Here is a 25,713-nt window from a genome sequence, read left to right as displayed (position 1 = left end):
TTACTCTTCCCCCTTTTCCTTCATGTCAGCAACTAATTCATTCCATAACTTCATCACGTTTGGTTCAGAATAACGTTCACTATCAGCATAAGCATTTTCACTCATCTGCGCTAACCGCTCTTGATCTTGCAATAAGCGAACGATCGCTTGAGCCAGTCCATCAATATCACCGTTCTTGGTCAGTAATCCATCCTGTTGATCAATAACGACATCTGAAGGACCATATTTTATGTCATTAGCAATAATCGGCAACCCATGGGACTGAGCCTCCACTAATGATAGCGGTAGCCCTTCAGCCCGACTTGGCAAAATGAGTAATTGCGCATCTTCGTAAACCGAATTGACGTCATCCGTATACCCATGGAAGGTCACAGAACTATTAATTGCTTCCTCTTTGACAATTTTATTGAGCGTCTTATCAAAATCATCATTAGCATAACCCCAAAAATCGAGTTTGGCATCCGGAACAGCGGCTAATACTTGTGGCCATGCTTTTAATAGGTGGTCTTGCTGTTTTTCAGGAGACAAGCGAGCAACCATGACAACTTGTTTCTTCGTTCGTTTTTTAAAAGGAACGTGACGCTTATTAATAACCGCCGCAGGTACAATCGGACCGGGAATCCGGTATATCTTCACGCCAAACTTGCCAAACCGGTCTTGAAGATCTTCTTGTTGTTGCGGAGTTAATGCAATGACTCCATCCCAATCTTGGAGGTGCTTAAGTCCCCAATCATAGTTATAATTAAGGGTAGAATGAAGCATATCATCAGGATTATTGACATGGTCATTATGCAATTGAAGGACCCGAAAGACCCGGTGCTTCATGTGCAAAACCGCCCAGCCTAGTTCATACACTCGGTCAACGACAAAGCCAACCGGACCTTCACCACAGATTTGCTTGTCAGTAACCAACTCATCGAGGAAAAACCGGGTTAACTGATCAAAGCCACTGAATTGGTAGTCACGACCATGGTAATTAAAGAGATGGTATGTTTTAATTTCCTTTCCCCGCTTATCCTGCTGGTGGGCTAGCTGGATTGCTAAGGTTCCGTCTGGACGGTAATAGTTTTCCGTTGCCATTTTTCCATCCCAGTCATAAAGTTGTTCGACCGAGATAAAACCGCGGCTGTCAAACCAACTAACTTTGAGAAGCTTTCCATAATGATCAAAATATTGAATATTAATTACCCGCCGATCAGTATCACTGCGCCGACGGATATAGAGAATACGTTTGCCATTTTGATAATAATTATAATTGATCCCATCGGCCTTGCGATCCCAATGGGGGTTAACTGGAATATCTTTAATCCGAATATTCCTTTGCGGGACCTCACAAGCCTCTTGAAAATAATCAAACAAGTTAATAAAGTTACGATCATCAATCCCTGCTTCTGCTGTTACCAAGTGTAATTCATTGGAATATTGCCGAGTAACAATTTTAGCCGGTTGATGATATTTTTCAAACAGATGCAGACGCTTAATTTGCGCATGCTCAATTCCTGATTTGTTTCGTTGGATATTATCGTTTAGGAAAAAAAGCATCCTTGATTTCCCCTTTCATGGTTATCACTTTGAGTTTACCATATAATTGTTAACATTCCTTGAAAGCCTGATAGAGACGTTTCCTATCCCTCACTCAATGTGTTAATATTATTATTTATAGAAAGAAGTGGACGAGATATGCAAAACCCATTTGGTAATAACAATAATGATAACCAAAATCCGTTTAACTTAAACAATCTCCCCCTCCCACCAAATTACGCTAAAATCGTTAATGACCAGGGGGATATCCGAATAGCCAAAGTTGGCTTTTCATGGACAACTCTTTGGTTCGGGCCACTACCAGCTCTTTTTCGGGCTGACTACTATAACTTTATTTTAATGATTGTATTAACCCTCGATTATGCTTTGGTAGCCCTTTTCTTTGGACTTAATGCCCTGCTCCAATTCCCATGGCCTTCTGTTTTCTTTGGCTTTTTCTATAATATGATGTACTTCCGACACCTATTTACTAAGGGTTATCGACCAGCTGACCAGCGTTCACGGGAACTGCTTACCCGGGCACGTTATTGGAAGGGCAATTAATTTAAAAAGAATTTTTGATAATAAAAAATGAGGAGACCGAGAAAAAATTTTCGGCTCCTCATTTTCTAGTTTAAATAAGATTTATAAATTTGAATCAATTCAACTGGTGATTTTGTTTGAATCAAGCCTGCAATTGACTTAATTTCATTAATGCTTAAAGAGTCTGGTGCGGCACCCCAAAGCATTAACAAATTAACAATTGTATTGATATAGAGGGTTTTTATAAATGAGAATGGCAATGGCGACTTCACATTAGCTTCTTTAATATTTATATCCCCAAACAAATATGGAACTCGCGCATCAAATTCATTATTTGCTACTTCAACAATCATTTGATAAAACTGCATATCTCCATTTGAGGAAAGCAAATTTGACAACGCATGCTTATTTTCATTACAAAAAGCCAACGTATGATTAAATGCCACTTCTGCTAATTCCTTAATTTCGTCTGCACCTGGTAAATGCTTGACATCTTTTAGCTCTTCACGATCAATTACAAGCGCTTCTTTCAGGCCTTCCAATAGATCATTCTCAATTTCATGAAGAAGATCCTGCTTATTTTGATAATAATTGTAGAAGGTTTTCTTACTGATTTCAGCGCTATTTACAATATCATTAGTAGTACATTCTGATAACTTTTTAGTATCTAAAACAGTAATAAATCCTTCCTTAATTCTATTTAACGTATTAATTTTACGAATATCCATCTTTTTTCTCCTATATAAACTCCAAACTATATTATCTTAATATAAACGATTAGTAAAAATATAGTAAAATAACACCCTTGTTAGAACAAAGTATATTCTTGGTATCACTTGTACACAGTGAGTGCATAATCTCGTAAAACTATTAACTATTGATAAATTACTTGATAAAATATCAACGAATTGAAGCTTTAACATCAAAAGCAATTCGTGAAGAAATCAATTTTATTGCTTAATGACTTCTAGAATATCCTTAACTTTTTCTCATTTTAATAAGGACAAAATCTAAATAAACTCCCAAGACTAAATTGTTCTTTCTTCTAGGGTGGTGCCAATAATTGTTTTTAGTTGTTCGCCTCAATTAGACTTAACATTTTACTAGTAGCAGATAATGTGCGATATCAGCTGCTATTATTCTCTAAACTAATGCGTTCAATGATTTGTGCAGTCATTAAGCGTTTTTTCTATTCCTCTAATTATTTTCAGCTCGCTCACGTCGCGTTAACCAAAATAAGATTGCAAACCAGTTTGGCATTAGATGTCCTGCACGATTAATACTAAACTTACTAATCCAATCATACCGCATTAATAAAAATATTGTAATTACAACGAAAAGGATAAATAGAATTATATCAGCAAAAACTTACATGATTTGTTCTGTTTCTAAGTATGATATACTATTTCCTAAACAAATGTTCGATTAGAGGCTTTTATATGCGAAATATAATTCTTAATCCAACGAAGCGCCAAGTTCACAAGATCAATAAGCGGATCGAAAAAGTTTATCGTCCGCGACAGAAACAAGCATTAATAGTATTCACTACCAATATCGGTCACCATCCAATCTACAAGATTAGTCTTGATACATTTCCTGCACTGGGGACAGGGATTTCAATGACCATGGTTAGTGAGATTCCAGTAGATAATATTAGTAAAGAACAATACATCCTTCTTCTCTATGCCCTTTATTCTCACTGGAAAAACTTACCATTAGTATTTCGAGGATTTACTCCCAAACAAGTCCGGTGGTTTCAGAAAAAATTTGGTACCCGGGTATTTAATGAGCATTCAACGGTGGATTGGTGGCGGAAGATAAGATAAACAGTGCAGTACATTAATGGCCTCCAGCGTCTGGTAAAACCGAACGATAGAGGCCTGTTGTTACTTACGGGGGCTTTTCGTGGCTCCCTTTCTTTTAATTATGCTCAATTGTTACATCTTCATGGCCATCATATTCTTCAACTGCTACATGGACAGTTTCATTCATTGCAGTCGGAATATTCTTCCCGACAAAATCTGGCCGAATTGGTAATTCACGGTGTCCCCGATCAACAAGGACCGCTAGTGAAATTCGATTTGGCCGTCCCATATCCATCAAAGCATCTAAGGCCGCCCGAACTGTCCGTCCAGTGAAGAGCACATCATCAACCAAAATAACATGTTTGTTAGTAATATCAATATCTAATTGATCAGTTTTTACGGTTGGTTCTTGAGTATAGTCTGCTACATGACGGTCATCACGGTAAAGAGAGACGTCAAGTGCTGCCACGGGAATTTCTACATTTTCCAACTGATTTAGTCGCTTGGCGAGGCGCTTTGCTAAATATACTCCTCGCGTCTTAATTCCAACAAATACTAAGTTATCGACACCCTTATTTTGTTCGATAATCTCATAAGTAATCCGGGTCAATGCACGTTGCATACTTGAGCCGTCTAAGATCTCATGAGCCATCATGTCACTTCCTTAATTAATTTAAAATCTTTCAAAAGAATAAGACCCTCCGCTAATCTAAGGAAGGATCCAGCATTTACTTGAGTTTTCCCATCATCCCTAACAACTCAACGGGAAATCTCGCTAATTATTATTCCCATTTTAAGGGTCTATCTTGCCGCTGTCAAACTCACTAATTAGCAAATTCATCTAGCCACTTCTGGACTTCTTGGCTAATATTTCCCCAGATTTCTTGAAAATCACCCTTATTCTTTAAGTTATTTACAATTTTCGTCCCATTATCTGGGTTTTCCCGTACTTCATTAACGGTTTCATTAACTTGGTTTAAATCTTGTTTCATGCTGTTGCTTTGCACTTGATTTTGCAAGTCTTGAGTCTGGCTTTGAATCTTATTAAGGCGACTTTCTAATGCTTGTTGATCGTGGTCTTTTTGGTATTGTTGAGTTGCCCCTTTAAGTTCTGCCACTTGGTTAGCAGCTTGCCGGTTATGAGAGCTGATCGCCCACCATGCACATAAGATAACTACGATTACGATAATAACCCATAACCATCCCCGTCTTGACTTTTGGGGCGTTGCAGTTTCCTGAGTTGCATTCTGTGTCCGCATCGGTTGAATATTTAGGGTGATGCTTACCTGAGTACTTTGTCCGTTATTATCCATTACACTTAACATCACAGGGTATTCTCCTGCTTTGTTAACATCCACTTGGGTTAGGTTCATCATGACCTTACTTGTTAGATCTTGGCCCGTTTCATCAGATGCTTGCACACCCAACTCATGCATTATATCAGCTTGATTTAAAGGATGGTTAAGTGGCCAATTCAAATAATGTTTTTCTACTGTTAGTGTTGGCTGTGTCATCATCTTGCCCCCTATAACGTTTATTTGCCTCGATTATACCATAGAGGGAACCAGGAAAATAAAAAGCTTCCAATGCTTAAAGATTATTCAAACATTAGAAGCTTTCATCTATTTATTTATGTGCTAATTCCCAAGGGTCTTTAACGATGATTGTTTGAATCCGATCAGCACCAACGGAAACAGTTGCAAGTGGGGATTCTGATAATTCACTTACCCGCTTCAAGTAATTCTGCGCATTAATTGGTAAGTCTTCAAACTTCTTCGCACCAGTAATATCTTCGTCCCATCCTGGAAGTTCTTCATAAACTGGTTCACAACGTTCAAGTTCCTTCAAACTAGCTGGGTAGTAATCAATTTGCTTACCATCAAGTTTGTATGAGGTACAAATCTTAACGGTCTTCAAACCAGTCAAAACATCAAGCAAGTTAAGGCTAAGGCAACTAATTCCTGAAACCCGCCGTGCATGACGCATTGCGACACTATCAAACCAACCAACGCGCCGTGGCCGACCCGTAACCGTTCCGTATTCATGACCAGTTTCACGAATCTGGTCACCGATCTCATCAGTTAATTCGGTTGGGAACGGACCAGCACCAACCCGCGTCGAGTAAGCCTTGCAAATCCCAACAACAGTTTCAATTTTGTTAGGGCCAACACCAACACCTGTACATACTCCTCCCGCAATTGGGTTAGAAGCAGTAACATATGGGTAGGTTCCTTGGTCAACATCAAGCATAACCCCTTGTGCTCCTTCAAAGAGAACCTTCTTATCTTGATCAAGGGCATCATTGACAATTTGAGCTGTGTCAGTAACGTATTGCTTTAATTCTTGACCGTATTCGTAGTAACTTTCGAAAATGTCATCAAAGTTAATTGGGTCAACATGGTATAACTTAGTGAATAATTCGTTCTTTTCAGCCAAGTTACGTTCAAGCTTTTCTTTAAAGGTGTCCTTTTCGAGCAGGTCGCACATCCGGATACCAACCCGTGAAACCTTATCCATGTAGGTAGGGCCGATCCCATTCTTGGTTGTACCCACCTTGTGATCACCCTTTGCCTCTTCTTGACACTTATCAAGAAGAATGTGGTATGGGAAGGTAATATGTGAACGACTAGAAATCCGTAAACCAGAAATGTCGATCCCGTTGTCTTGAAGATAATGCAATTCCTTTAATAATGCTGGTGGATTAATAACCACTCCATTTCCAATTACTGCTAACTTGTCTTTAGCAAAAATCCCAGATGGCACTAGACGGAGGGCAAACTTCTTACCATCAAATGCAATTGTATGACCTGCATTATTACCACCTTGTGAACGAACCACCACGTCCGCTTCTTGGCTTAGGTAATCGGTCATCTTACCCTTTCCTTCATCGCCCCATTGACTACCAACAATAACAACTGATGACATTTATTTTCACCTCATAGTTATATTTTCTAAAATTAACGTTTTTACTTCGCTATTTTACCGGATTAAGTTCTTGGCGTCAACAGTTTATCGAACTATTTTTTGATATAGTTCAATAAATGTACGCTATTTTCATTGACGCTTCATATATTTTAGCGCATAATAATTACGGTAATTTTTTTAAAGGAGCTGCCCTAATGAAAACATTCGATTATGATGATATTCAATTAGTCCCAAACAAATGTGTGATCAAGAGCCGTAAGGAGGCAGATACAAGCATCAAGTTTGGCCCGCACACATTCAAGATCCCTGTTGTACCCGCAAACATGGAAAGCGTCATTGATGAAGATTTGGCGATTTGGCTTGCCCAAAATGACTATTATTATGTGATGCACCGCTTTAATCCAGAAACACGAGCAGCTTTCGTTAAAATGATGCACGAAAAAGGATTATTTGCTTCGATTTCGGTCGGGATTAAGGATGATGAGTACAAGTTTATTGATCAGCTAAAATCCGAACAATTAAATCCAGAGTACATTACGATTGATGTTGCTCACGGTCATTCAGATTTTGTAATCAAAATGATCGAATACATCAAAGAAAAGCTCCCAGATACCTTTGTAACCGCGGGGAACGTTGCAACTCCCGAAGCTGTTCGCGACCTCGAAAATGCAGGGGCAGATGCCACTAAGGTTGGGGTTGGCCCCGGTAAAGCTTGCATCACTAAGCTAAAGACTGGTTTCGGTACTGGCGGCTGGCAATTATCGGCTATTCGTTGGTGTGCTAAAGCCGCGCGAAAACCAATCATCGCTGACGGTGGTATTAGACATAATGGGGACATTGCTAAGTCTGTTCGTTTTGGCGCTTCAATGGTGATGATTGGTTCAATGCTTGCCGGTCACCTCGAATCACCAGGACATGTCATCACCATTGATGGAAAACAATATAAGCAATACTGGGGGTCTGCATCGGAGGTTCAAAAAGGTGCTTATCGAAATGTTGAAGGAAAGCAAATGCTCGTTCCTTACCGTGGCTCCATCAAAGACACCCTAAACGAAATGCAGGAAGATCTACAATCAGCTATTTCTTATTCGGGTGGTCGCGACCTTGAAGCTATTCGGAAGGTTGATTATATGATTGTAAAAGATTCAATTATGAACGGCGATTTTTAAAAATAACGAGGCTCAGAGAAAAAACTTTTTGTTCTTTCCGAGCCTCGTCTTTTTTACAATTATTTTTCTAATTCAGCCTGCTTCTTTACCGCCGCTTGACCAAGAATATTTACATAGTTAAACGGACGATCGAAGTGTGGCTGGAATAGCATATCAACAAATGCTAAATAATCAATCGTGTGCTTATCCTGGATACATAAGGAAATGATGTTAGCAGATTGAGAAACATCATGCTTACTCATAAACTGTCCACCAAGAATTTGCCGAGTCTTCTTATCCCACACCAATGTCATTAATACAGGAGTTGTTGTCGGCATAAATTCTGGACGGTAGTTGTCTTCAACTGTCACCGCAGCTGCATCAAAGCCCGCTTCTTTGGCATTCTCCAAAGTTAAGCCAGATGATACCATCGTTGTTCCATATAAGTTTAAGCCAGAACTAGATTGGGTTCCCATATCGCGCATTGTATTGCCAAAGAGATTTGTTCCGACAATTGTTCCTTGCCGAATAGCGTTAGTAGCTAATGGAATGTATGCATCCTTGCCAGTTGGGTTATAGTGAACAGCCGTTGAATCTCCGGCAGCATAAATATCTGGATCAGATGATTGCATATATTCATTCGTAATGATTGCCCCATTATCATGCATCTTCACTTTACCCTTTAAGAGGTCAGTATTCGGACGGAATCCAACACAGAGAATAGCAATATCTGCATCATAGTTGCCCTTATTTGTCTTAACGGTTACACCATTTTCATGATTTTCAAATCCGGTTACTCGTTGGTCAAAGGCAAAACTAGCTCCGTGATCTACAAATTCTTGTTGAATCCGATCAGTGTACTCGCGGTCAAAGTATTTATGAAGCATCCGTGGTGAACCATCAATCAATGTAACATCCTTATTTTGACGAGTGTAAGCTTCTACTAATTCAACTCCAATGTAACCTCCACCAATTACAACAATCCGTTGCGCATCTTTAGCAACGTTGAACAATTCTTTAGCATGGTGGTAGTTCTTGCACAAATAAACATTAGGGCCATCTACACCTTCAATTGGTGGGATTACTGGCCAAGAACCAGTAGTATCAACTAACTTGTCATAATGGTCAGTCTTTGTTTCGCCTGTCACAAGGTTTGTCACTGTAACCGTCTTAGTCTTAGGATCAATATCAGTTACATTATGTTGCATATGAACTGTTGCCCCCATGGCAGCAAGTTGTTTGGGACTTGAGTAGAACATTGCATCTGGGTCACCAACATCACCACTCAGGTAAACCGCAATCCCACATGAGAGGAATGAAACATTGTCATTACGTTCATAAATTGTGACTTCTGTTTCTGGATGATTTTGTAAAATTTGAGTGGCAGTAATTGTCCCTGCATGCGTACAACCAACAATAATAACCTTCATAACACACACCTCATATCATGTTCTGATTTTCACAATTAATTATACGCATAATTTTCATTTAATCAATATATAAAATAGGAATATTGATTATCAATTGAAAACCAATTATCATCTTTATTACATAATGTTTAAATACAATTACTATTGCATAAGATGTTAAGGTATCTTTTATTTGTATCAATAGATAAATAACGACATGCTTTTCTCTGAAATTTTTTAAAAATTATTGTAAAATTACTCATAATTGACTATGTTAGGAGTTTTAATATGGAATCTACTTTTCGGTTGCGCCGCTCAATTATTGCTGCAATGTTACTAGCACTAACTCTTGTTCTCGGACGCTTCTTTCTTATCCCTATTCCATGGACACATGGTAACGTCAACTTATGTGATGCTGGTGTATTCATTGCTGCCATGCTTTTAGGACCAGGAGCAGGAACAATTGTCGGCGGCTTTGGCGGAATGTTCCTTGACCTTATTTCCGGCTTTCCGCAAGATGCCTTATTTTCCTTTGCGGCTCATGGTTTAGAAGGATTTATCAGTGGCTGGATTTATAAAAAATATGGCAACTCCACCTGGGGCAAATGGACCGCAGTCTTAGCCGGATCAATTGTAATGATTGCAATCTACTTTATCTGCAATACCGTTATGTACCATGTAATCACCGGTTTTTTGAGTTTAGGTTCAAACTTTATCCAAGGAATGATTGGTGGAATAGTGGCGTTAATTGTTATTAGGCAACTAAAGAAGCATCATGTTGGATAAAAAACACTCGAGAACAGCTAAGCCACTAAGGCGATTAGTTCTCGAGTGTTTTTTACGGTTCAATTCCCCCACTTGTGGGAACGACAATGATATAGTTTAAAATTCGATTAGCATAACTTTGCCTACCAGTAAAATCTTTAATTGCCACATTTAATTCCCCCTAAATTATCGGTAATTATCCCATCAGCATGGTTATACATAGTCTGTTTCATTAAATCTGTGTCATTAACTGTCCATGCATATACCGGTTTATGTTGCCACTGGGCTTGAGTAATGAAGTCCTGATTTAATGTTGAATATTCCATCGAAAACCCGTCAGCAACTCCCTGGGGATTACCCAAATTATAGGGTCGAATATACAAAACTGTTAGCCGTGGATTAATCTTTTTTAGCTTATTCACAGCACTGTAGTCGAGCGAGTGAACTTGGTCATGATCTTGCAAAATCCTTTTCCCATACCGGCGATTAAAATTCTGGAGCATCTGCTTTGAATCATGTGGTGTTGTTTTTATCTCAATCAGAAGTTTCTGATGATGTTTCTCAGCCGCTGCTAAATATTGATCAAAACTCGCAACCTTAGCATGATAGCCATTTTCGCGTGCAGTTAGTCGTGTTAATTGCTTCAATGTTAGTTCATGAGGTGTTTTGTTTACTCCTGTTAGGTCTTTAAGATTCTCATCATGCATCACAACAAACTGGTGATCCTTTGTTTCATGCAAATCCATTTCAATATAATCAGGCTTAAGTTTACTTGTTTTTTCCATTGCTGGAATAGTATTTTGCACCCCGTTTTTTTCAGCAACTCCCCGATGCGAGATAGTTATTGGGCGTTTAATCCCCGTCCCCATCATGTAAAAAGTATTATTTGCAAGAGTCGCCAAGCCGATTACAAGGAAAACAAGCATAAAGGAAGTAAGCAATCCTCGTGATGGATGTTCAGGAGTTGTCGCTAGTTCACTAATGCTAGTTAACGGGTTAACGACTACCAGTAAGATAATCGTTCCTGCCCATACTGCTAATACCTCACCACCAAGCTGTAAGATCGACAAGTTAAAGATAGCAGTAATCAAAGATAATTTCCCGGGTAATAAATCCAAAACAACCTGAAGAATGTAAATCATGAGGTAAAAAACAACCGTTATACTACCTACAATTATTGTCATCAGCACAATTTGAATTAAAAACTTCAACCATCTTAGCTTACTTGTCATTTGCCAGCTTTGAGACATAGCAGCTCTTAACCGTAAATGTTGATAAGCCATTAATGGCATTGTCAATATTAAACGAATACCGATCATTGTCATTAAAAGATAGAACAAGGTCAATCCACCAATAAGCCATGCATTACGGGTAAGATAATCAACAATAAACTGAGGAACTTGAATTTTCGCCAGCAGGGGAGTTCGAAAGATAATATCTGTAAATGGAATAATAAGTAAGAAGTAACCTAATAATAAAATTAACGATCCAAAATTTAGTAACGATAAAGTTTCTTTTGTTTGCCTAAACATTCGGCGCCAGCTAAACTCTGGCAAGCCAATTTCACGAAAGCCCGTCAACAAGAGCATAAATTTGCCATAAATGATTACCATTAGACATATTAATTCAATTAAAAGGCTCACTACAACTAATGGATGGTGGGTCAGAATAATTACAATATTTTGATATGAAATAAACGGAATTTCTCCTGCCTGCAGGACAAAGGTAGTTATCCAGCGAAAAAAGGGAATTACCAGAAACTGGTTTACAATATCAAGACCGCCAAATAATATTAAATATTCAAGCCAATTTTTCCTGAACTGGCAAGAGTATTGACGAAAAGCGCGATAAGCATTTTTCATTTTCAAATTCTCCTCGTTATTAGCTAAAAGAAATTATATCAAAAAAGCCTCTTCCGTGAAGGTTCGAGACTTTTTAGCATACTATTTTAATTCGACTGGATACCCAATACTACTGCATCAATTTCATATTTCTTATCATTAAAAATCAACCTCATCTGGATCAGCACATTGACCGCCAAGATTTGGCAATAAACTAATCTTGCGCATATCCTCATCCGTTAATTCGAAATTAAATATATTTTGGTTACTTATCATCCGTTCTTTATGGACAGATTTCGGTAATGGAAGAATCCCCTGTTGGAGAACCCAACGTAAGCAGACTTGCGCTGGCGTCTTTTGATACTTATCAGCGATTTGAATCATTGTTGGATTAGTTAATACTTTAGCACCTTGACCACCTAAAGGAGCCCACGCCTCAACTAAGATATTGTGTGCTTGTAAGTATTTAACTTCTTCTGTATGTGGCCAACCCGGATGAACTTCAATTTGATCAACTGCTGGCGCTACTTTGGCCGTTTTCATTAATTCCGCAATATGGTGAGGCATAAAATTGCTTACCCCAATTGCCCGAATTTTGCCTTCATTGTAAAGGTCTTCCATTGCGCGCCACGTTTCAGCATTAATCTTGGCAGCATCATCGCCAAACTGCTTTTCATTGGCGGGCCAGTGAATTAAGTAAAGGTCTAAATAGTCCATCTGTAAACGATCAAGCGTCTCTTGAAAAGCCTTCTTCGTTTGTTCATAGCCACGATTAGCATTCCATAACTTGCTAGTTACAAAAAGGTCTTCACGCTTAATTCCTGAATCCTTAATACCCTTCCCTACTGCTTCTTCGTTTCCGTAAACTGCCGCAGTATCAATGTGTCGATAACCAGTTTCAATTGCTTCTTTCACAGCCTGTTCAGCTACATCTGCCGGAGTCCTAAATGTACCATATCCCACGCAGGGAATCTTGACCCCATTATTTAAGTTGAACGTTGAGTTAATATTAGTTAATTCAAGCATCTTTACATTCCTTCTTTCATCTTCTATTATATCTTTTTTATTAAAAATATTGATTGCTATTCCAAATGAATTATGCTTTGATTATAATATCATGAGAACTAAATGAGGAGGGGTTATATGCATCCACGAATTGCTATTCCTGCAGATACATTAACTGAAGCTACAAACATCATTAACGAGCGAAATGCTGCCTTCGCACCTCGCCCATTAATAGAAGCCATTATCAAGTCAGGAGGATTACCCGTTATTCTTCCTAGTGTTGCTGCTTCACTAGCACCATCCTACCTTGATCTTTTTGATGGGATTATCTTTGCTGGAGGAAGTGATGTCGATCCAACCTTTTTCAACGAAGAACCGCACCAAAAATTAGGTTCCACATATCTTAAACGAGATCAATTTGAAATTAGTCTTGCTACAGCTGCGTTTAATGCCGGAAAACCAATGATGGGGATCTGTCGTGGAATGCAGGTACTAAATGTTGCACTTGGTGGGACTTTATACCAAGATCTTTCGGAAAATCCCCATCAAACACTTAAGCATTCTCAAGATGCCCCAGGAAATTTTCCTTCCCACCACGTTAATACAGACAAGGCAAGTCGATTATTTAACTTAGTAGGACCCAGACCATATGTTAATTCACGTCATCATCAATCACTAAATCAGATTGCTGAACCACTTCATGTAACGGCATGGGCTGATGATCAGGTGCCAGAAGCCGTGGAAACCATTAACTCTGATCAAATCTTAGCAGTTCAATGGCATCCAGAAAACATGTTTAAACATTATGATTATTCACGCGCTATTTTTGCTGACTTAATTGCTAGAGCAAAAAAAGCGGTTAAATAAATAGTGGAGGGGCAGTGACATAAGTTAAGTTACTTTCAAAAAAAAGCATAGAATAATAGGCCTCCAACGCCCGGTAAACTCGAACGTTGGAGGCCTATTATTGCTTACTGGAGCTAGCTTCTCGTTGAAAAGGTTACAATGTTAATTCTTTTCGAAGCTCATCAGCAGTATAGATTCGTCCATCTTCAAACCCTTTGAAAGGATGGATTGTTTCCTGTGCCGCTTGTTGGTAACGTTTGGCACGACGCAACGCATACTCAGTGAGTGAGCCATCCTTTACATAGTTTAAGAGTTTAGCACTCGAGGTAGTTAGTGGATTTTCGACCCGATCTTCTAAGTCTTCCAGAACTTCGGAATATTCTGGACCGAGTTGGATTTGATTGGCATACCGCTCTAAACTTTTGAGGACAGCACGAGCTTTGGCCTGATATCTGCAAGTTGCTTGGGGATTTTCCTCGGCCACAACTTCATTCATTTTATCGGCAGTCACCAACATTTCTTCTACTTCGTTTTCTTTTAATGGCGGCTGCATGATCAAGTAACTTGCTAATAAACGAATAAATCTTAGTGTACCAGTCCGAACTCCCACTGAACTGCTAGGATCTAAATCGAGCATTCGTAATTCTAAATACTCAATTCCATGTTCAGGCAACTTTTTTAAATCCGTGTTTCCTTTGAACCTCACCGGACCATGAAATTCGTAATCCGATGTTAAAATCCCTGCTTTAACTCCTTCTTCAATCCGTGCAATGTAACGATCGAGATTAGTAAAATCACCGGTAAATTTGGTCCCAAAACCGTATTGACTTTGCCGCACGCTCCGAATCGGATGAGGCAACTCTTTTCCCGGTTCAAAATAATTTTCTTCAACAATTGGGCTTGCACCATAAAGATATGTAAGAAGCCATCGATATCGAACAAAACCTTGTGCCAAGATAGTATATAAATAGTTCCGCACTTCACGCTCACTATTAAAGCGTTCTGGGAGAGCATTAAGGACTAGCTCAATAATGTGCTGATCAATACTCAAGTTAATATGCGCTCCACAAGGCGTTCCTTGCGAGTATCCATGACGTTTTGCCCATTCCTTCAAATAAGCTTCTTTTTTCGGTCCCATTTTAGCTAACCGCAATTTAGTCTTATCTTTAGGAAGTCGTAGGGGCATGGATAGCGGCCATAATAACTCACCGGGAGCAAGAGCCGATCGCAATGTATTATTGATAACATACAAATAATGCATTGCATCAAGAGAATGTTGGGCAGAAGGAGTTACCATTTCAGCCATTGTTTCTAAAAAATCATTGGTAATCCATGGATTAGTCTTCTCATCCCCAATCGCTGACGGATATGGCTCAAGGCTTAGGTTGCCATCTTCGTCTACTCGTTGCATTTCAATCTCAAGACCCATTGTAAAATCAGAAGTCTTTGCAACAGCTTCATTATCGAATATTAATTGACCAATTCTGCTAAACACATTATCGCCCCATTCTCTAATTGTTTTTTAATAAAGATACACGACTTTTATCATATAAACAACTAGATATTAATAAAACTAAATTTAAATAATCTTTCACGCTTAGCAAGCACTCAATCTTCCTTGTTATACAAAAGATATTAAAGATTTTCTATTCACTAGCAGGAAAAAGTTTAATAATCCTTCCTACTAAGAAGCAAACAAGAATGATTACAGGAGCTAGTTCAATCGGCACTAATAATAACAGTAGGATAATTGTTAATAGTGGTTTTTCTAAAATAAAGGTAAGGCTTGCCGCAATCACAACAATTGCATTTACTCGTACGTCTCCAGGCAACATCATCGCACAGGCAGTTCCTACCGCGACACTCGAAAAGATAGCCGGAAAAATCGTTCCTCCCCGCCATCCCATTGCAAACCCCAAATTACTCATTACGGCTTTTACGAGCGCTACAACTAATAGGAAGGTGATTGAATGATTAAAGGCTTCGTGAGTAAAAGGAACAATTCTAAACTCACCAGAAAATAAAATATCGCTTGTGATCAACGAGCTAACCGCTAAAATTAGCCCAAAAATCCCACCTTGCCAAATCTTATTTATTTTTGCGTTAATTATCAGCGCAGCCCAATTTTCTAAGTGAACAAACAGCCACCCAAAAGCAATCCCGATGATAAGCGTTGGAATACTCGTTAATAAATTGATCCACTCCCAATTAATGATCCGGTGATGAATCCCAAAAACACCTTCTTCAGGAAAAAGCTTAAAAACAATCGCCGCGCCTACTATTCCAATTCCAACTAATCCTGAAATAACAAAGACTCGTTGATATTTATTTTTAAAAAGCTGACTGAATCTAGGGGCACGGGCTAAATCTTGCGTTTGCATTTTACCGTACCAAAGAGAAACTTTCTGGCGCATTGAAGTTGCCCAGCGCATACGGTCACCAAGCCAATTAATCATGCTGCTAGTTAAGACTGTTGTAGAAGCTTCCGGCCCGATGCTTCCTCCTGCTCCAAAGGCCAATAAGCCAAGAATAAAAGACTTCCACCAATTATGATAATTTAATTGCCCCTTCAACCTTACTTGCGTCAGCACTTGTTCAATCGTTAACGGGTAATTACCCCATCGCTCATTCAAGAAACCAATCAAAAATCCCAATGGAATACATACTAAAAACGGATACCATTTACCACCAACTGCCGTATCAAGGTATTGATGCCAAACTAAATCAATTACCCAGTTAACTAAGTTTAAATACGCCGCTGTCAGTATACCAATTATTAGGCTCCAAACAACTGCATATATTCCAATCTTAAGTCGCCAAAATTTCATTCTTACTTTCCTACTTCTTTTAACGTCACGATAAAAGCTAATTTACCATTTGTATACTTCGCTGTAATTTTCCCTTTAAATTGTTTAACAATATATTGAGCCATCGAAAGCCCAATCCCAAAGCCAGCCTTTTTTCCTTGAGTATGCGATTCATCAACCCGGTAAAAACGGTTAAAGAATTTTTTAACATCCAGACTTTTACCATCCTTATAGCTGTTCGCAATCGTAATAACGATATTCTTACTATGATTAGGTGAGGCCACTGTAAAATCAATTTCACCCTGAGGATCACAATACTTATTCGCATTATCAAGCAAAATATTCAGCAGTTCCCGCAGCATATTTTCATCACCGTTTGCCACCAAGCCTTCATCAATTTGTACACGGAACTGTTTTTGGTCGGTTGAAATCACACTCTTGAAACTACTAGCCACATCCCCAGCAATTTGACTTACATTTACTGGTACCATCGTTAATGTCGGTTGTTCTTGCATACGCGCAAGGGACACCAGGTTATTAATTAACTTTGTCAAGCGGGTAACCTGTTGCTTGGTATTTGCTGTCCATTCATTCTCCCCATTGATAATCTCTTGCATTTCATTATTCGCTGAAATAACTGTCAATGGTGTTTTTAGTTCGTGACTAGCATTAGTTATAAATTCTTTTTGCCGCTGCTCTGCCTCAATAATTGGCCGAATTGCACGACGGGAGTAAAGGGTTAAAACAATAGTGTACAGAACTAAAACAATTACCCCTAAGATCAACCCCGTATGCATTAGGGATCGCGTCCGGGCCATGAGAAGCGATTCATCAAGAAAGACAATTACTTTCTCACTGTCGTTATTCCGAATCTTATAAGCATAATTTACCCCTTGATATAGTAACTGTCCGCTATGCACCTTTCTTCTTATAAGCCGGTCTGTCATTGCCCGGGCATCCTGTGGCGTAACCGTTGCAATATGATCATCTCGCACTTCCGTTACTTGATTTTTATTATCGACCAGTACAGCAAAATAACGATATTGATGAAGGCCCTCACGTGAAAATTGAGGTTGACTATTGTCAGTAGTCCGGATCCCTTTTCGAGGAATTTGACCATCATTATTTACTAAAATCGTCAATACCCGTTCAATTTCTTGGTGCGATTGATAGTAAGTGAGGGTACAAATACTGCCAACAATTGTCAAAATCACAAATAATAACGCCGCAGTTGAGATTGCAATAAATTTATAGCGAAAACGTTGAATTATTCCTTGGCCCCCTAGTATACAATCATAAACGGTCCAGTTTTTTCACCACTAATTGTTACTTGAGATTGAATTGCCTGTAATTTTTGCCGTAAATAACAGATATTAATCCAGAGATCTTCTTGATCAGCGGTTTCATTCTCATCCCAAACATGACTGATAAGTTCATTTACTGATAGTTCTTTATTAGCATTCAAAATAAAATACTGAAGTAAACGATTTTCCCGATTCATTAAACTAATCGAATTATGACTTTCAAGCGATTGATCATTTCCATTAAGAGTCAAATCACCAAATTCAAGAACATCTACTTGGTAAGAATCGTCTCGGCGTTGACGGGAGCGCAAACGAGCAAGTAGTTCTTTTAACGAAAATGGCTTAGTCAAGTAATCGTCAGCACCGGCATCAAGACCAGTTACCTTATCATCTTCTTCACCCATTGCCGTTAACATCATAATATATGTGGGATTACCAGTTGCCCTAATTTCTTTTAATGCTTCCAATCCTGATTTAACAGGCATCATGATGTCTAAAATTATGACATCATAAGCATTTTCTTTCGCCTGCTCAACCGCTTCTTGGCCGTTATTAGCAATATCAACTTGATAACCACTCGCTGTCATCGCTGAACTTAATACATGAGATAGCTGCTGTTCATCTTCTGCTACAAGGATTCGCATTTTATTCGCCTTCCTCACTAGAATTAATTAATTGCCGGATTGTTTGCATTTGAACGTCGCACGATGCTAATTGGTCAGCACAACGTTTAAGTTCACGGCCAATTCGCTCTGGATTTTTAATATTATGTTTATATTTCATCTCATGTTCAAGGCTTGCCCATGAGTCCATTGCGATCGTTCGTAACTGAATTTCAACATAAAAATGTCCGGGGTTATTTCCTTCAATATCTTGATATGGAACTGTTTCATCAATAATGACGTGATAGCTCCGATACCCATTTGGCTTTGCATTTGTAATATAATCTTTTTCCTTAATAACCTCACACCAGTCAGCTTGACGTAATTGGTAAAGGCAACGGTCAATATCATCGATGAAATTACAAACAATTCTGATTCCAACTGCATCGCGACATTTTCGTAAGGCCGATTCAGTAGAGACCGGATAGCCTTTTCGCTGGCATTTTTCTGCCATACTCTCGGAAGTCTTCACCCGGGCAATTAAATGTTCATAAAGTTTTGGTTGCTTATCCTGCACTGTTTGCTGATTTAGTTCTTTGATCCGATCAGTTGTGAGGGAAAGAATATTTGACAAAATCTGCTCATATGGGCCATAAATTGACATCACAGTTTCCTCCTTTAATTTGAATATTATACAGTACTCATCACTAAAGAATACCCTGAAAATAGCATTTTTAAGATGCCTTAAATTTTACTCGGTCCGCAATCCTGCTATATAGTTATCTACTTGCTTTTTTTGTGACTTAGTTTGGTAGAATTCTTTTCTTAGTTGCGTCAAGGTTAAGTCCTTTGTTTTTAGTTTTGCATTTCGCTGAGAAGTATATTTTATGATCACCGTTTGGCCTTCAACTTTAAAGAAAATTACCGTTCCATCTTGGTCGTCAGCGGCTACTAAATAGCTATAATCATTTACTCCGGCTGGAACGGTATCAGAAGGCTTAACAATTCCATAAACGAGTTGATTTGCAGCAATATTTTGTTTTAACCAGTCGGGAGATATTGCCAATCCAGCCAAAACCCCAATTTGTTGGTCGGTAAATTTTGGCCGCGGTTGTTGACTTGACTGTGTTTCATCTTGAACTGGCTGAAGGGACGGCCGATTAAAGTTAATCGCAACTACTACCCATAAGCAACTAATTAGAATGATTGTTGTTATTATAACGATTTTTCTTTTCATAAATTTCACATAAAAAAAGGCACACCTAGATTATTCTAAGTACGTCTTTACGGATTGTTAAAAGAGAGAAATTGGATCTTAATTCATTTGCGCTTTAATAGCAGCTAAGGATACGTCGCCAGTCTTATCGAACTTAACATCAGCATCCTGCAAATCAGCACCAAAACCAATTGATAATTCACCAGCACGATTAATTGATTCAATTCCGGCTTGGGCATCTTCAAGTCCTGCTACTTGGTCAGCTGGAAGATCCATTAATTTAGCTGCTTCTTGGTAAATTTCTGGATCTGGCTTACCATGACTTAAGTTTGCTGGATTAACGATTCCTTCAAAGTAATCAGTTAATTGCAAATACTTAAGAACCTTTGGCGCATTTTTAGAAGCAGAAGCTAATACAATGTGGTAACCATTAGCTTTCAATTCATCTAAGAAATCTTTCATTCCTGGAAGAATATCAGCAGGTGTTAGAGTTTCAACTAATTTAATATAGTTATCATTCTTTTCAGTTGCCAAAGCTTCTTTTTCGTCTTGAGTATAGTCATTTTCATGGCCGCCAGCCTTCAAGATTAATTCCAAAGAATCCATCCGACTAACACCCTTTAATGCGTCAGCCAGTTCTGGAGTCCATTCAGTTCCAACCTTGTCAGCTAATTGGTGCCATGCTTGACCGTGAAAACGAGCAGTGTCAGCAATAACACCGTCAAGATCAAATGCAAAACCTTTCAAATCTTCAAACTTCATCTCAAATGCCTCCAAGAATTACTTTAATTCAAGCTTCTTACCGTCAAGATCGATGGTAATTGGGTCACCTGATACAAGATCGATCTTAGTACCATGCTTGTCAACCTTAACCTTCAAGATCCGACCACGGAACATTTGACGGAATTGGTATGAATCCCACTTCTTAGGTAAGAATGGTGCATAGTGCAATTGACCATCACGAACACGCATACCAGCAAATCCTTGAACAATATCAAGCCATGAACCAGTCATTGAAGTGATGTGAAGTCCATCAGAAGTATCGTTGTTGTAGTTATCAAGGTCAAGACGTGCTGAACGTTCATACAATTCAACGGCCTTGTCTTCGTAACCAATATCAGCAGCGATAATTGAGTAAACGGAAGCAGAAAGACTTGATTCGTGAACAGTAAATTGTTCGTAGAAGTCAAAGTTGTTCTTCTTTTCTTCCTTAGTAAAGTCATCGATGAAGTCCCAGAGACCTTGGATAACGTCACCTTGTTTTACGTATGGTGAACGTAAGATCTTATCCCATGACCAGTGTTGGTTAAGTGGTAATTGGTCACTTGGAATTTCAGAAACTGGAGTCAAGTCCTTGTCCATGAAGCCATCGTTTTCTGGGAAGATGTCCTTTTCCTTGTCATAAGGAAGGTACATGTTGTCTACAATGCCCTTCCACTTGCGCTTTTCGTCTTCTGAAACATTAAGCTTCTTAGCTACCTTTTCATCTACTTGGTCTAAGATGTCAAGGGTGTATTGAAGAGTCCAACGACAAAGAAGGTTAGTGTACCAGTCGTTGTTTACGTTGTTATCGTATTCATCAGGACCAGTTACGGCATGAAGCATGTACTTATTCTTGTTTTGGGAGTAGTGCACACGGTCAGCCCAGAAACGAGAAATTTCAGTAAGAACTTCTGCACCTTCGTTAAGAACGTATGACTTGTCGCCAGTGTACTTAGTGTAAAGGTAAATAGCAAAGGCAATGTCCCCGTTACGGTGGATTTCTTCAAAGGTAATTTCCCATTCGTTGTGACATTCGATACCGTTGAAGGTAACCATTGGGAATAATGCACCAGCAAGTCCTTGTTGCTTAGCGTTAACAAAGGCACCATCTAATTGCTTGTAACGGTACATTAATAAGTTACGAGCGACTTCTGGGTCTGCAACCCCAAGGTAAACAGGAATACAGTAAGCTTCAGTATCCCAGTAAGTAGCACCACCGTACTTTTCACCAGTGAATCCCTTTGGACTGATGTTAAGACGGTAATCTTGACCGTAGTAAGTAGAGAAGAGTTGGAAGAGGTTGAAACGAATACCCTGTTGAGCTCCTTCGTCACCTTCAATTTCAACATCAGACTTAACCCAACGATCTGCCCATTCTTTAATATGTGGATCGAGTAAATCGTCAAAACTTTGATTATCAAGTTGGTCGCCTAATACATCCAAGTTCTTTTCAATATCTGCTTGAGAATCGTAATCACGAGAAGTCATTACGATACTACGCTTTTCAAAGTTAACTTCTTTACCAGCAGCTACAGTACCAGCAAATGTGTTGTAAGCGTGCTTTTCGTCAGTACCGTCATCCACGTGGTCAAGGTTAGTCTTTGAAGTAGTCTTCATTCCAACGATGAATTGTGGAGTACCAAAATCATTCTTCTTAGTCATAGAAGTTAATTCAGCATGTTCGCCATCAGCAGACTTGCCTAAAACGTTCCAGAATTGTTCATCGTAGTTAGCGTCTTCGTTGTATACATCAGCATCAATCATGCTGGTAATTTCAACCTTAGCATCACTGTCGCCACGGTTCTTAATGTGGAGACGTTGACCAACTAATTCTTTTTGGGTAACACTAACAAAACGTTCAAAATTGAAGTACATTTCAGTACCACCAATTTCAACAGTAAAGCGTCGTTCTAAAACACCACGCTTCATGTCAAGATCAAGCTTAAAGTCTTTTGGTGTTTGCTTTGCTAAGTCGAGTTGTTCACCATTAACCTTAATGATTAACTTCATGAAGTTGACAGCATTGATCATCTTACCAAAGTACTTAGGATAACCATTCTTCCACCAACCAACACGAGTCTTGTCAGGGAACCAAACTCCCCCGAGGTAGATACCTTCCATGTGGTCACCACTGTAACCTTCTTCAAAGAAGCCGCGCATACCAAGATTTTCATTGGCTAAACTAGTCATTGATTCTTGTAAACGCTTGTCTTGTGGGTCCCATTTGTGAGTAGCAACATGCCAAGGGGCAATATCAAATGTACGTTTCATTGAAATCTCAATTCCTTTCATCTGAAATAAAGGTAGTTTTTAACCTGCCTTTATTATAACTTAATTAATTTTTTTATTAAATAACTCCTATTCAGCATAAGTTTCCTTGATTGTGGCAACTGAAAGAGCACCAAGAGCCATTACAATACCAGCAAGGATAAACATGTGAACTTGTGAGTGTCCAAATAATGGGAATAAAGCAAAACTCAATAATGAAGCAACAATTTGTGGTAAACAAATTGAACCGTTGAATAATCCAAGGTATGTACCCATGTGCTTACCAGTCAATGCGTTTGTAACAATTGTTAATGGGTAAGTGTTCATCGCAGCCCAAGCAATTCCGACAAGGGTGTATGAAACAATCAACGTCCATTGATCATGAACAAAGAACACTGAAATGAACCCAAGAGCACCAAGAAGTAAACTACCACCGTAACCAAGCTTGTGGTACTTGTTCGGCACCTTAGCTAAAACGTATGACCAAATAACAGCAGCGATTGATTGAACAGCCGCAAGCACACCGTACCAGTTACCAGCAGCCTGATAACCAGCAGAGGTAGCATCAACAGTATTCCAAACGTTTTTCGCAATAGCCCCAGCTGAGTATGTCCAGAGGTATTGGAATGCAAACCAGCAGAAGAATTGAACAAGGGTAACTGTCCAGAATGCCTTTGGTGCATGCTTTAAGAGTGTGAACCAATTTCCACCCTCTTTGTTATCATCTTCAGAAATACCATGGTACTTTGCGTAAGTTGCTGGGTCATATTCATGAACCCGGAAAACTGTAAATAAACTAGTAACAACTAACAAGGCTGCCCCAACGTAGAAGGCGATAATAACTGAATCTGGAACAACGCCTCGTTTTGCAGTGTTACGAACCCCAAACCAAGCAGTTAAAATGAATGGGAAAACGGCAGCTAACACAGCACCTGTGTTAGATAAGAAACTTTGAATCCCATAGGCATAACTCTTTTGGTCATCGTTAACCATATCACCAACCATCATCTTAAATGGCTGCATTGCCACATTTGATGAAAGGTCAAGTAAAGCAACAGTAATTGCACCGAACCAAAGGGCAGCAAGCGAACCATACCCGAAACCGAAACTTCCTGAATTAGGAAGCAAAATCATAACGATAACAGCTACAATCATTCCCAATAGTAAGTATGGCAACCGCCGACCACCTAACTTTGGTGCCCATGTACGGTCTGAATAATAACCAATGATTGGTTGAACAATCAAACCAGCTAATGGTGGTAAGATGAAGAACCAGCCAAGGTTGTTAGGGTCGGCCCCAATAGTTTGGAAAATCCGACTCATTTGAGAACTCTGCAGAGTAAAAGCTGTCTGAACACCAAGGAATCCAAAGTTGATCATCCAGATGGTACTCTTTGATAGAGTAGGTAATCCAGCCCCCGTGGACTTTTCTTGACTCATTGCTAACAACTCCTTAACTTATAAAATAGTTCTAAAAGACACTTATGATTATTGTAAGCGTTTCATACATTATTGCAATATTAATAATATCAAATTTAAAATTTTTGTGCAACCGCTTGCGCAAAATTTCGGAAAACGGTTGCAGATTTTTGTAATTTAAAGTTATTACTATTTAATTTCCGCAAAACAGGCCCGTTATAGTTAATTATTTAAAATACATTTAGCTTAATAAAATAAAGCAGGCAAGTAATTGAGAAAAAATTCAAGCTTCCTCAATTACTTGCCTTTTACAATGAAAGTTATTCTTGGTACTAAATTTTCTTAAACAGGACCGCTTCACCCATTCCGCCACCAACACACAGCGAAGCAATGCCAAGTTCATGATTATCCTTATGCATTTCATTAATCATCGTGACAATAATTCGCGCGCCTGAACACCCAACTGGATGGCCTAACGCAATTGCTCCACCCCAAGGATTGACAGTACTAGGATCAAGATGAAGCAAGTCCTGACAAACAAGGGCTTGGGTCGCAAACGCTTCATTAATTTCGTAAGTTTCTACGTCATCTGCCGACATCTGCTGTTTTTTTAAGAGCTTATTGATTGCATAATATGGCCCCAGACCCATTAATGCTGGATCCAGACCAACAACTGCGGATCCTTGCCACTCAGCTAATGGAGTTAACCCTAATCGGTTGACTGCACTTTCAGAAGCAAGAACCAGAGCAGCTCCCCCATCATTAATTCCCGAGGCGTTTCCCGCAGTCACACTTCCGTCAGATTTAAAAGCTGGTTTTAGTTTCGCTAAAACCGCTAGTGAAGTATCTGATCGTGGTGCTTCGTCAACCGTTACAGTCACGGTGGTTCGTTTCTGCTTAACTTCAACTGGCACAATTTCTGAATCGAAATAGCCTGCTTTTTGAGCCTTTACTGCACGTTGGTGACTCAGTAAAGCAAATTCGTCTTGCTGGTGACGAGTAATCTGATACTTATCATTGATATTTTCAGCAGTAATTCCCATTGGATAACCGCCATAAACATCATTTAAAGCATCACTTTGCATTGCATCAAGCAAGGTCCCATTCCCAAATCGATAGCCATTCCGTGCCTTAGGAAGGATATAAGGAGCTTGAGACATACTTTCCATCCCCCCGGCAACAATTACATTAGCCTGTCCTGCGCGAATCAAACTTGCTGCCAGGTCAACACTGGACATTCCCGACGCACAGACGTCATTAATCGTTATTGCCGGAACCTGCTCACCTAATCCAGCGGCCATTGATGCTTGGCGAGCTGGATTTTGTCTAGTCCCTGCTTGGATAACATTCCCCATTAACACTTGGTCAATATCATTTCCACTGAGCTTTGCCTTTTCAACAGCCGCTTTAATTGCAATCGCTCCTAATTCAACTGCAGACTTTGAAGCTAACTGACCGTTAAACTTACCGATTGGTGTTCGCTGAGCAGCAACAATGTAAACCTTCTCCATTCCGATTTCCCTCCAT

The 25,713-nt window shown here is 39.2% G+C and carries 22 protein-coding genes and 1 pseudogene; 5 read left to right on the top strand and 18 right to left on the bottom strand.

Features of this window, described 5'->3' with window-relative positions:
* Entirely contained in the window at positions 1-1,542 is a 1,542-nt protein-coding gene (locus SH603_RS01370) for a glycosyltransferase (protein WP_169471496.1), read from the bottom strand.
* 138 nt (positions 1,543-1,680) lie between these two features.
* Between SH603_RS01370 and SH603_RS01365 the strand changes: the two genes are divergently transcribed.
* A complete protein-coding gene (locus SH603_RS01365) occupies positions 1,681-2,085 on the top strand; it encodes a hypothetical protein (protein WP_003665350.1) in 405 nt (134 codons plus the stop codon).
* A gap of 65 nt (positions 2,086-2,150) precedes the next feature.
* Here the strand turns inward: SH603_RS01365 and SH603_RS01360 are convergent, their stop codons facing one another.
* The gene (locus SH603_RS01360) at positions 2,151-2,792 is read right to left on the bottom strand and encodes a TetR/AcrR family transcriptional regulator (RefSeq protein ID WP_109884254.1); all 642 of its coding nucleotides are present in this window, start codon (positions 2,790-2,792) and stop codon (positions 2,151-2,153) included.
* Positions 2,793-3,503: 711 nt separating this feature from the next.
* Here SH603_RS01360 and SH603_RS01355 point away from each other — a divergent pair.
* Complete coding sequence (locus tag SH603_RS01355; protein WP_066035595.1) at positions 3,504-3,890, top strand: hypothetical protein; 387 nt, start codon at positions 3,504-3,506, stop codon at positions 3,888-3,890.
* A 94-nt stretch (positions 3,891-3,984) separates the two neighbouring features.
* On the opposite strand, the gene pyrR is transcribed toward SH603_RS01355, so the two are convergent.
* The 3 genes from pyrR to SH603_RS01340 all read right to left on the bottom strand — a co-directional run bounded on the left by pyrR (position 3,985) and on the right by SH603_RS01340 (position 6,794).
* Positions 3,985-4,521 carry a bifunctional pyr operon transcriptional regulator/uracil phosphoribosyltransferase PyrR gene (gene pyrR, locus SH603_RS01350; RefSeq protein ID WP_113897020.1) on the bottom strand — a complete coding sequence of 179 codons (537 nt, stop codon included), beginning with the start codon at positions 4,519-4,521 and terminating at the stop codon, positions 3,985-3,987.
* A gap of 172 nt (positions 4,522-4,693) precedes the next feature.
* Positions 4,694-5,386 (bottom strand): immunoglobulin-like domain-containing protein, encoded by a 693-nt coding sequence (locus SH603_RS01345; protein WP_321533993.1) that lies wholly within the window; start codon positions 5,384-5,386, stop codon positions 4,694-4,696.
* A gap of 109 nt (positions 5,387-5,495) precedes the next feature.
* Positions 5,496-6,794 carry an adenylosuccinate synthase gene (locus SH603_RS01340; RefSeq protein WP_003665344.1) on the bottom strand — a complete coding sequence of 433 codons (1,299 nt, stop codon included), beginning with the start codon at positions 6,792-6,794 and terminating at the stop codon, positions 5,496-5,498.
* Between the two features lie 194 nt (positions 6,795-6,988).
* Here SH603_RS01340 and SH603_RS01335 point away from each other — a divergent pair, with 194 nt between their 5' ends.
* Positions 6,989-7,963 carry a GMP reductase gene (locus SH603_RS01335; protein WP_169471594.1) on the top strand — a complete coding sequence of 325 codons (975 nt, stop codon included), beginning with the start codon at positions 6,989-6,991 and terminating at the stop codon, positions 7,961-7,963.
* 59 nt (positions 7,964-8,022) lie between these two features.
* Here the strand turns inward: SH603_RS01335 and SH603_RS01330 are convergent, their stop codons facing one another.
* The gene (locus tag SH603_RS01330) at positions 8,023-9,372 is read right to left on the bottom strand and encodes an FAD-dependent oxidoreductase (RefSeq protein ID WP_321533992.1); all 1,350 of its coding nucleotides are present in this window, start codon (positions 9,370-9,372) and stop codon (positions 8,023-8,025) included.
* Between the two features lie 267 nt (positions 9,373-9,639).
* On the opposite strand from SH603_RS01330, the gene SH603_RS01325 reads away from it, so the two are divergent.
* Entirely contained in the window at positions 9,640-10,137 is a 498-nt protein-coding gene (locus tag SH603_RS01325) for an ECF transporter S component (protein ID WP_321533991.1), read from the top strand.
* Between the two features lie 52 nt (positions 10,138-10,189).
* On the opposite strand, the pseudogene SH603_RS01320 reads toward SH603_RS01325, so the two are convergent.
* Together SH603_RS01320 and SH603_RS01315 are read right to left on the bottom strand one after the other, a co-directional pair.
* Positions 10,190-11,978, bottom strand: a pseudogene (locus SH603_RS01320) (glycerophosphoryl diester phosphodiesterase membrane domain-containing protein).
* 138 nt (positions 11,979-12,116) lie between these two features.
* On the bottom strand, positions 12,117-12,983 hold the full coding sequence (locus SH603_RS01315) for an aldo/keto reductase (protein WP_066035753.1): 867 nt from the start codon (positions 12,981-12,983) through the stop codon (positions 12,117-12,119).
* A 117-nt stretch (positions 12,984-13,100) separates the two neighbouring features.
* Between SH603_RS01315 and SH603_RS01310 the strand changes: the two genes are divergently transcribed.
* On the top strand, positions 13,101-13,829 hold the full coding sequence (locus SH603_RS01310) for a gamma-glutamyl-gamma-aminobutyrate hydrolase family protein (protein WP_065533524.1): 729 nt from the start codon (positions 13,101-13,103) through the stop codon (positions 13,827-13,829).
* 133 nt (positions 13,830-13,962) lie between these two features.
* Here SH603_RS01310 and SH603_RS01305 read toward each other — a convergent pair whose 3' ends face one another.
* The 10 genes from SH603_RS01305 to SH603_RS01260 all read right to left on the bottom strand — a co-directional run bounded on the left by SH603_RS01305 (position 13,963) and on the right by SH603_RS01260 (position 25,697).
* Positions 13,963-15,303 (bottom strand): glutamate--cysteine ligase, encoded by a 1,341-nt coding sequence (locus tag SH603_RS01305; RefSeq protein WP_321533990.1) that lies wholly within the window; start codon positions 15,301-15,303, stop codon positions 13,963-13,965.
* 151 nt (positions 15,304-15,454) lie between these two features.
* Positions 15,455-16,636, bottom strand: a complete 1,182-nt coding sequence (locus SH603_RS01300) for a chloride channel protein (RefSeq protein ID WP_321533989.1) — start codon at positions 16,634-16,636, stop codon at positions 15,455-15,457.
* Between the two features lie 2 nt (positions 16,637-16,638).
* On the bottom strand, positions 16,639-17,886 hold the full coding sequence (locus SH603_RS01295) for a HAMP domain-containing sensor histidine kinase (protein WP_318635930.1): 1,248 nt from the start codon (positions 17,884-17,886) through the stop codon (positions 16,639-16,641).
* 11 nt (positions 17,887-17,897) lie between these two features.
* A complete protein-coding gene (locus tag SH603_RS01290; RefSeq protein WP_321533988.1) occupies positions 17,898-18,563 on the bottom strand; it encodes a response regulator transcription factor in 666 nt (221 codons plus the stop codon).
* Between the two features lies 1 nt (position 18,564).
* Positions 18,565-19,185 carry a GTP pyrophosphokinase gene (locus SH603_RS01285; RefSeq protein ID WP_086135987.1) on the bottom strand — a complete coding sequence of 207 codons (621 nt, stop codon included), beginning with the start codon at positions 19,183-19,185 and terminating at the stop codon, positions 18,565-18,567.
* An 87-nt stretch (positions 19,186-19,272) separates the two neighbouring features.
* On the bottom strand, positions 19,273-19,758 hold the full coding sequence (locus tag SH603_RS01280) for an Lreu_0056 family protein (protein WP_321533987.1): 486 nt from the start codon (positions 19,756-19,758) through the stop codon (positions 19,273-19,275).
* 78 nt (positions 19,759-19,836) lie between these two features.
* Complete coding sequence (gene pgmB / locus SH603_RS01275) at positions 19,837-20,499, bottom strand: beta-phosphoglucomutase (RefSeq protein WP_169471875.1); 663 nt, start codon at positions 20,497-20,499, stop codon at positions 19,837-19,839.
* A gap of 18 nt (positions 20,500-20,517) precedes the next feature.
* Positions 20,518-22,770, bottom strand: a complete 2,253-nt coding sequence (locus SH603_RS01270) for a glycoside hydrolase family 65 protein (protein ID WP_169471876.1) — start codon at positions 22,768-22,770, stop codon at positions 20,518-20,520.
* A gap of 87 nt (positions 22,771-22,857) precedes the next feature.
* Complete coding sequence (locus tag SH603_RS01265) at positions 22,858-24,207, bottom strand: SLC45 family MFS transporter (RefSeq protein WP_003670259.1); 1,350 nt, start codon at positions 24,205-24,207, stop codon at positions 22,858-22,860.
* Positions 24,208-24,518: 311 nt separating this feature from the next.
* Positions 24,519-25,697 carry an acetyl-CoA C-acetyltransferase gene (locus SH603_RS01260; RefSeq protein ID WP_321533986.1) on the bottom strand — a complete coding sequence of 393 codons (1,179 nt, stop codon included), beginning with the start codon at positions 25,695-25,697 and terminating at the stop codon, positions 24,519-24,521.
* Positions 25,698-25,713: the final 16 nt, after the last annotated feature.

The sequence above is a fragment of the Limosilactobacillus reuteri genome, assembly GCF_034259105.1.
GTDB classification, from domain to species: domain Bacteria; phylum Bacillota; class Bacilli; order Lactobacillales; family Lactobacillaceae; genus Limosilactobacillus; species Limosilactobacillus reuteri_G.
The sequence above is the reverse complement of the archived record's forward strand: the minus strand, read 5'-3'. Positions and strand labels throughout refer to the sequence as shown.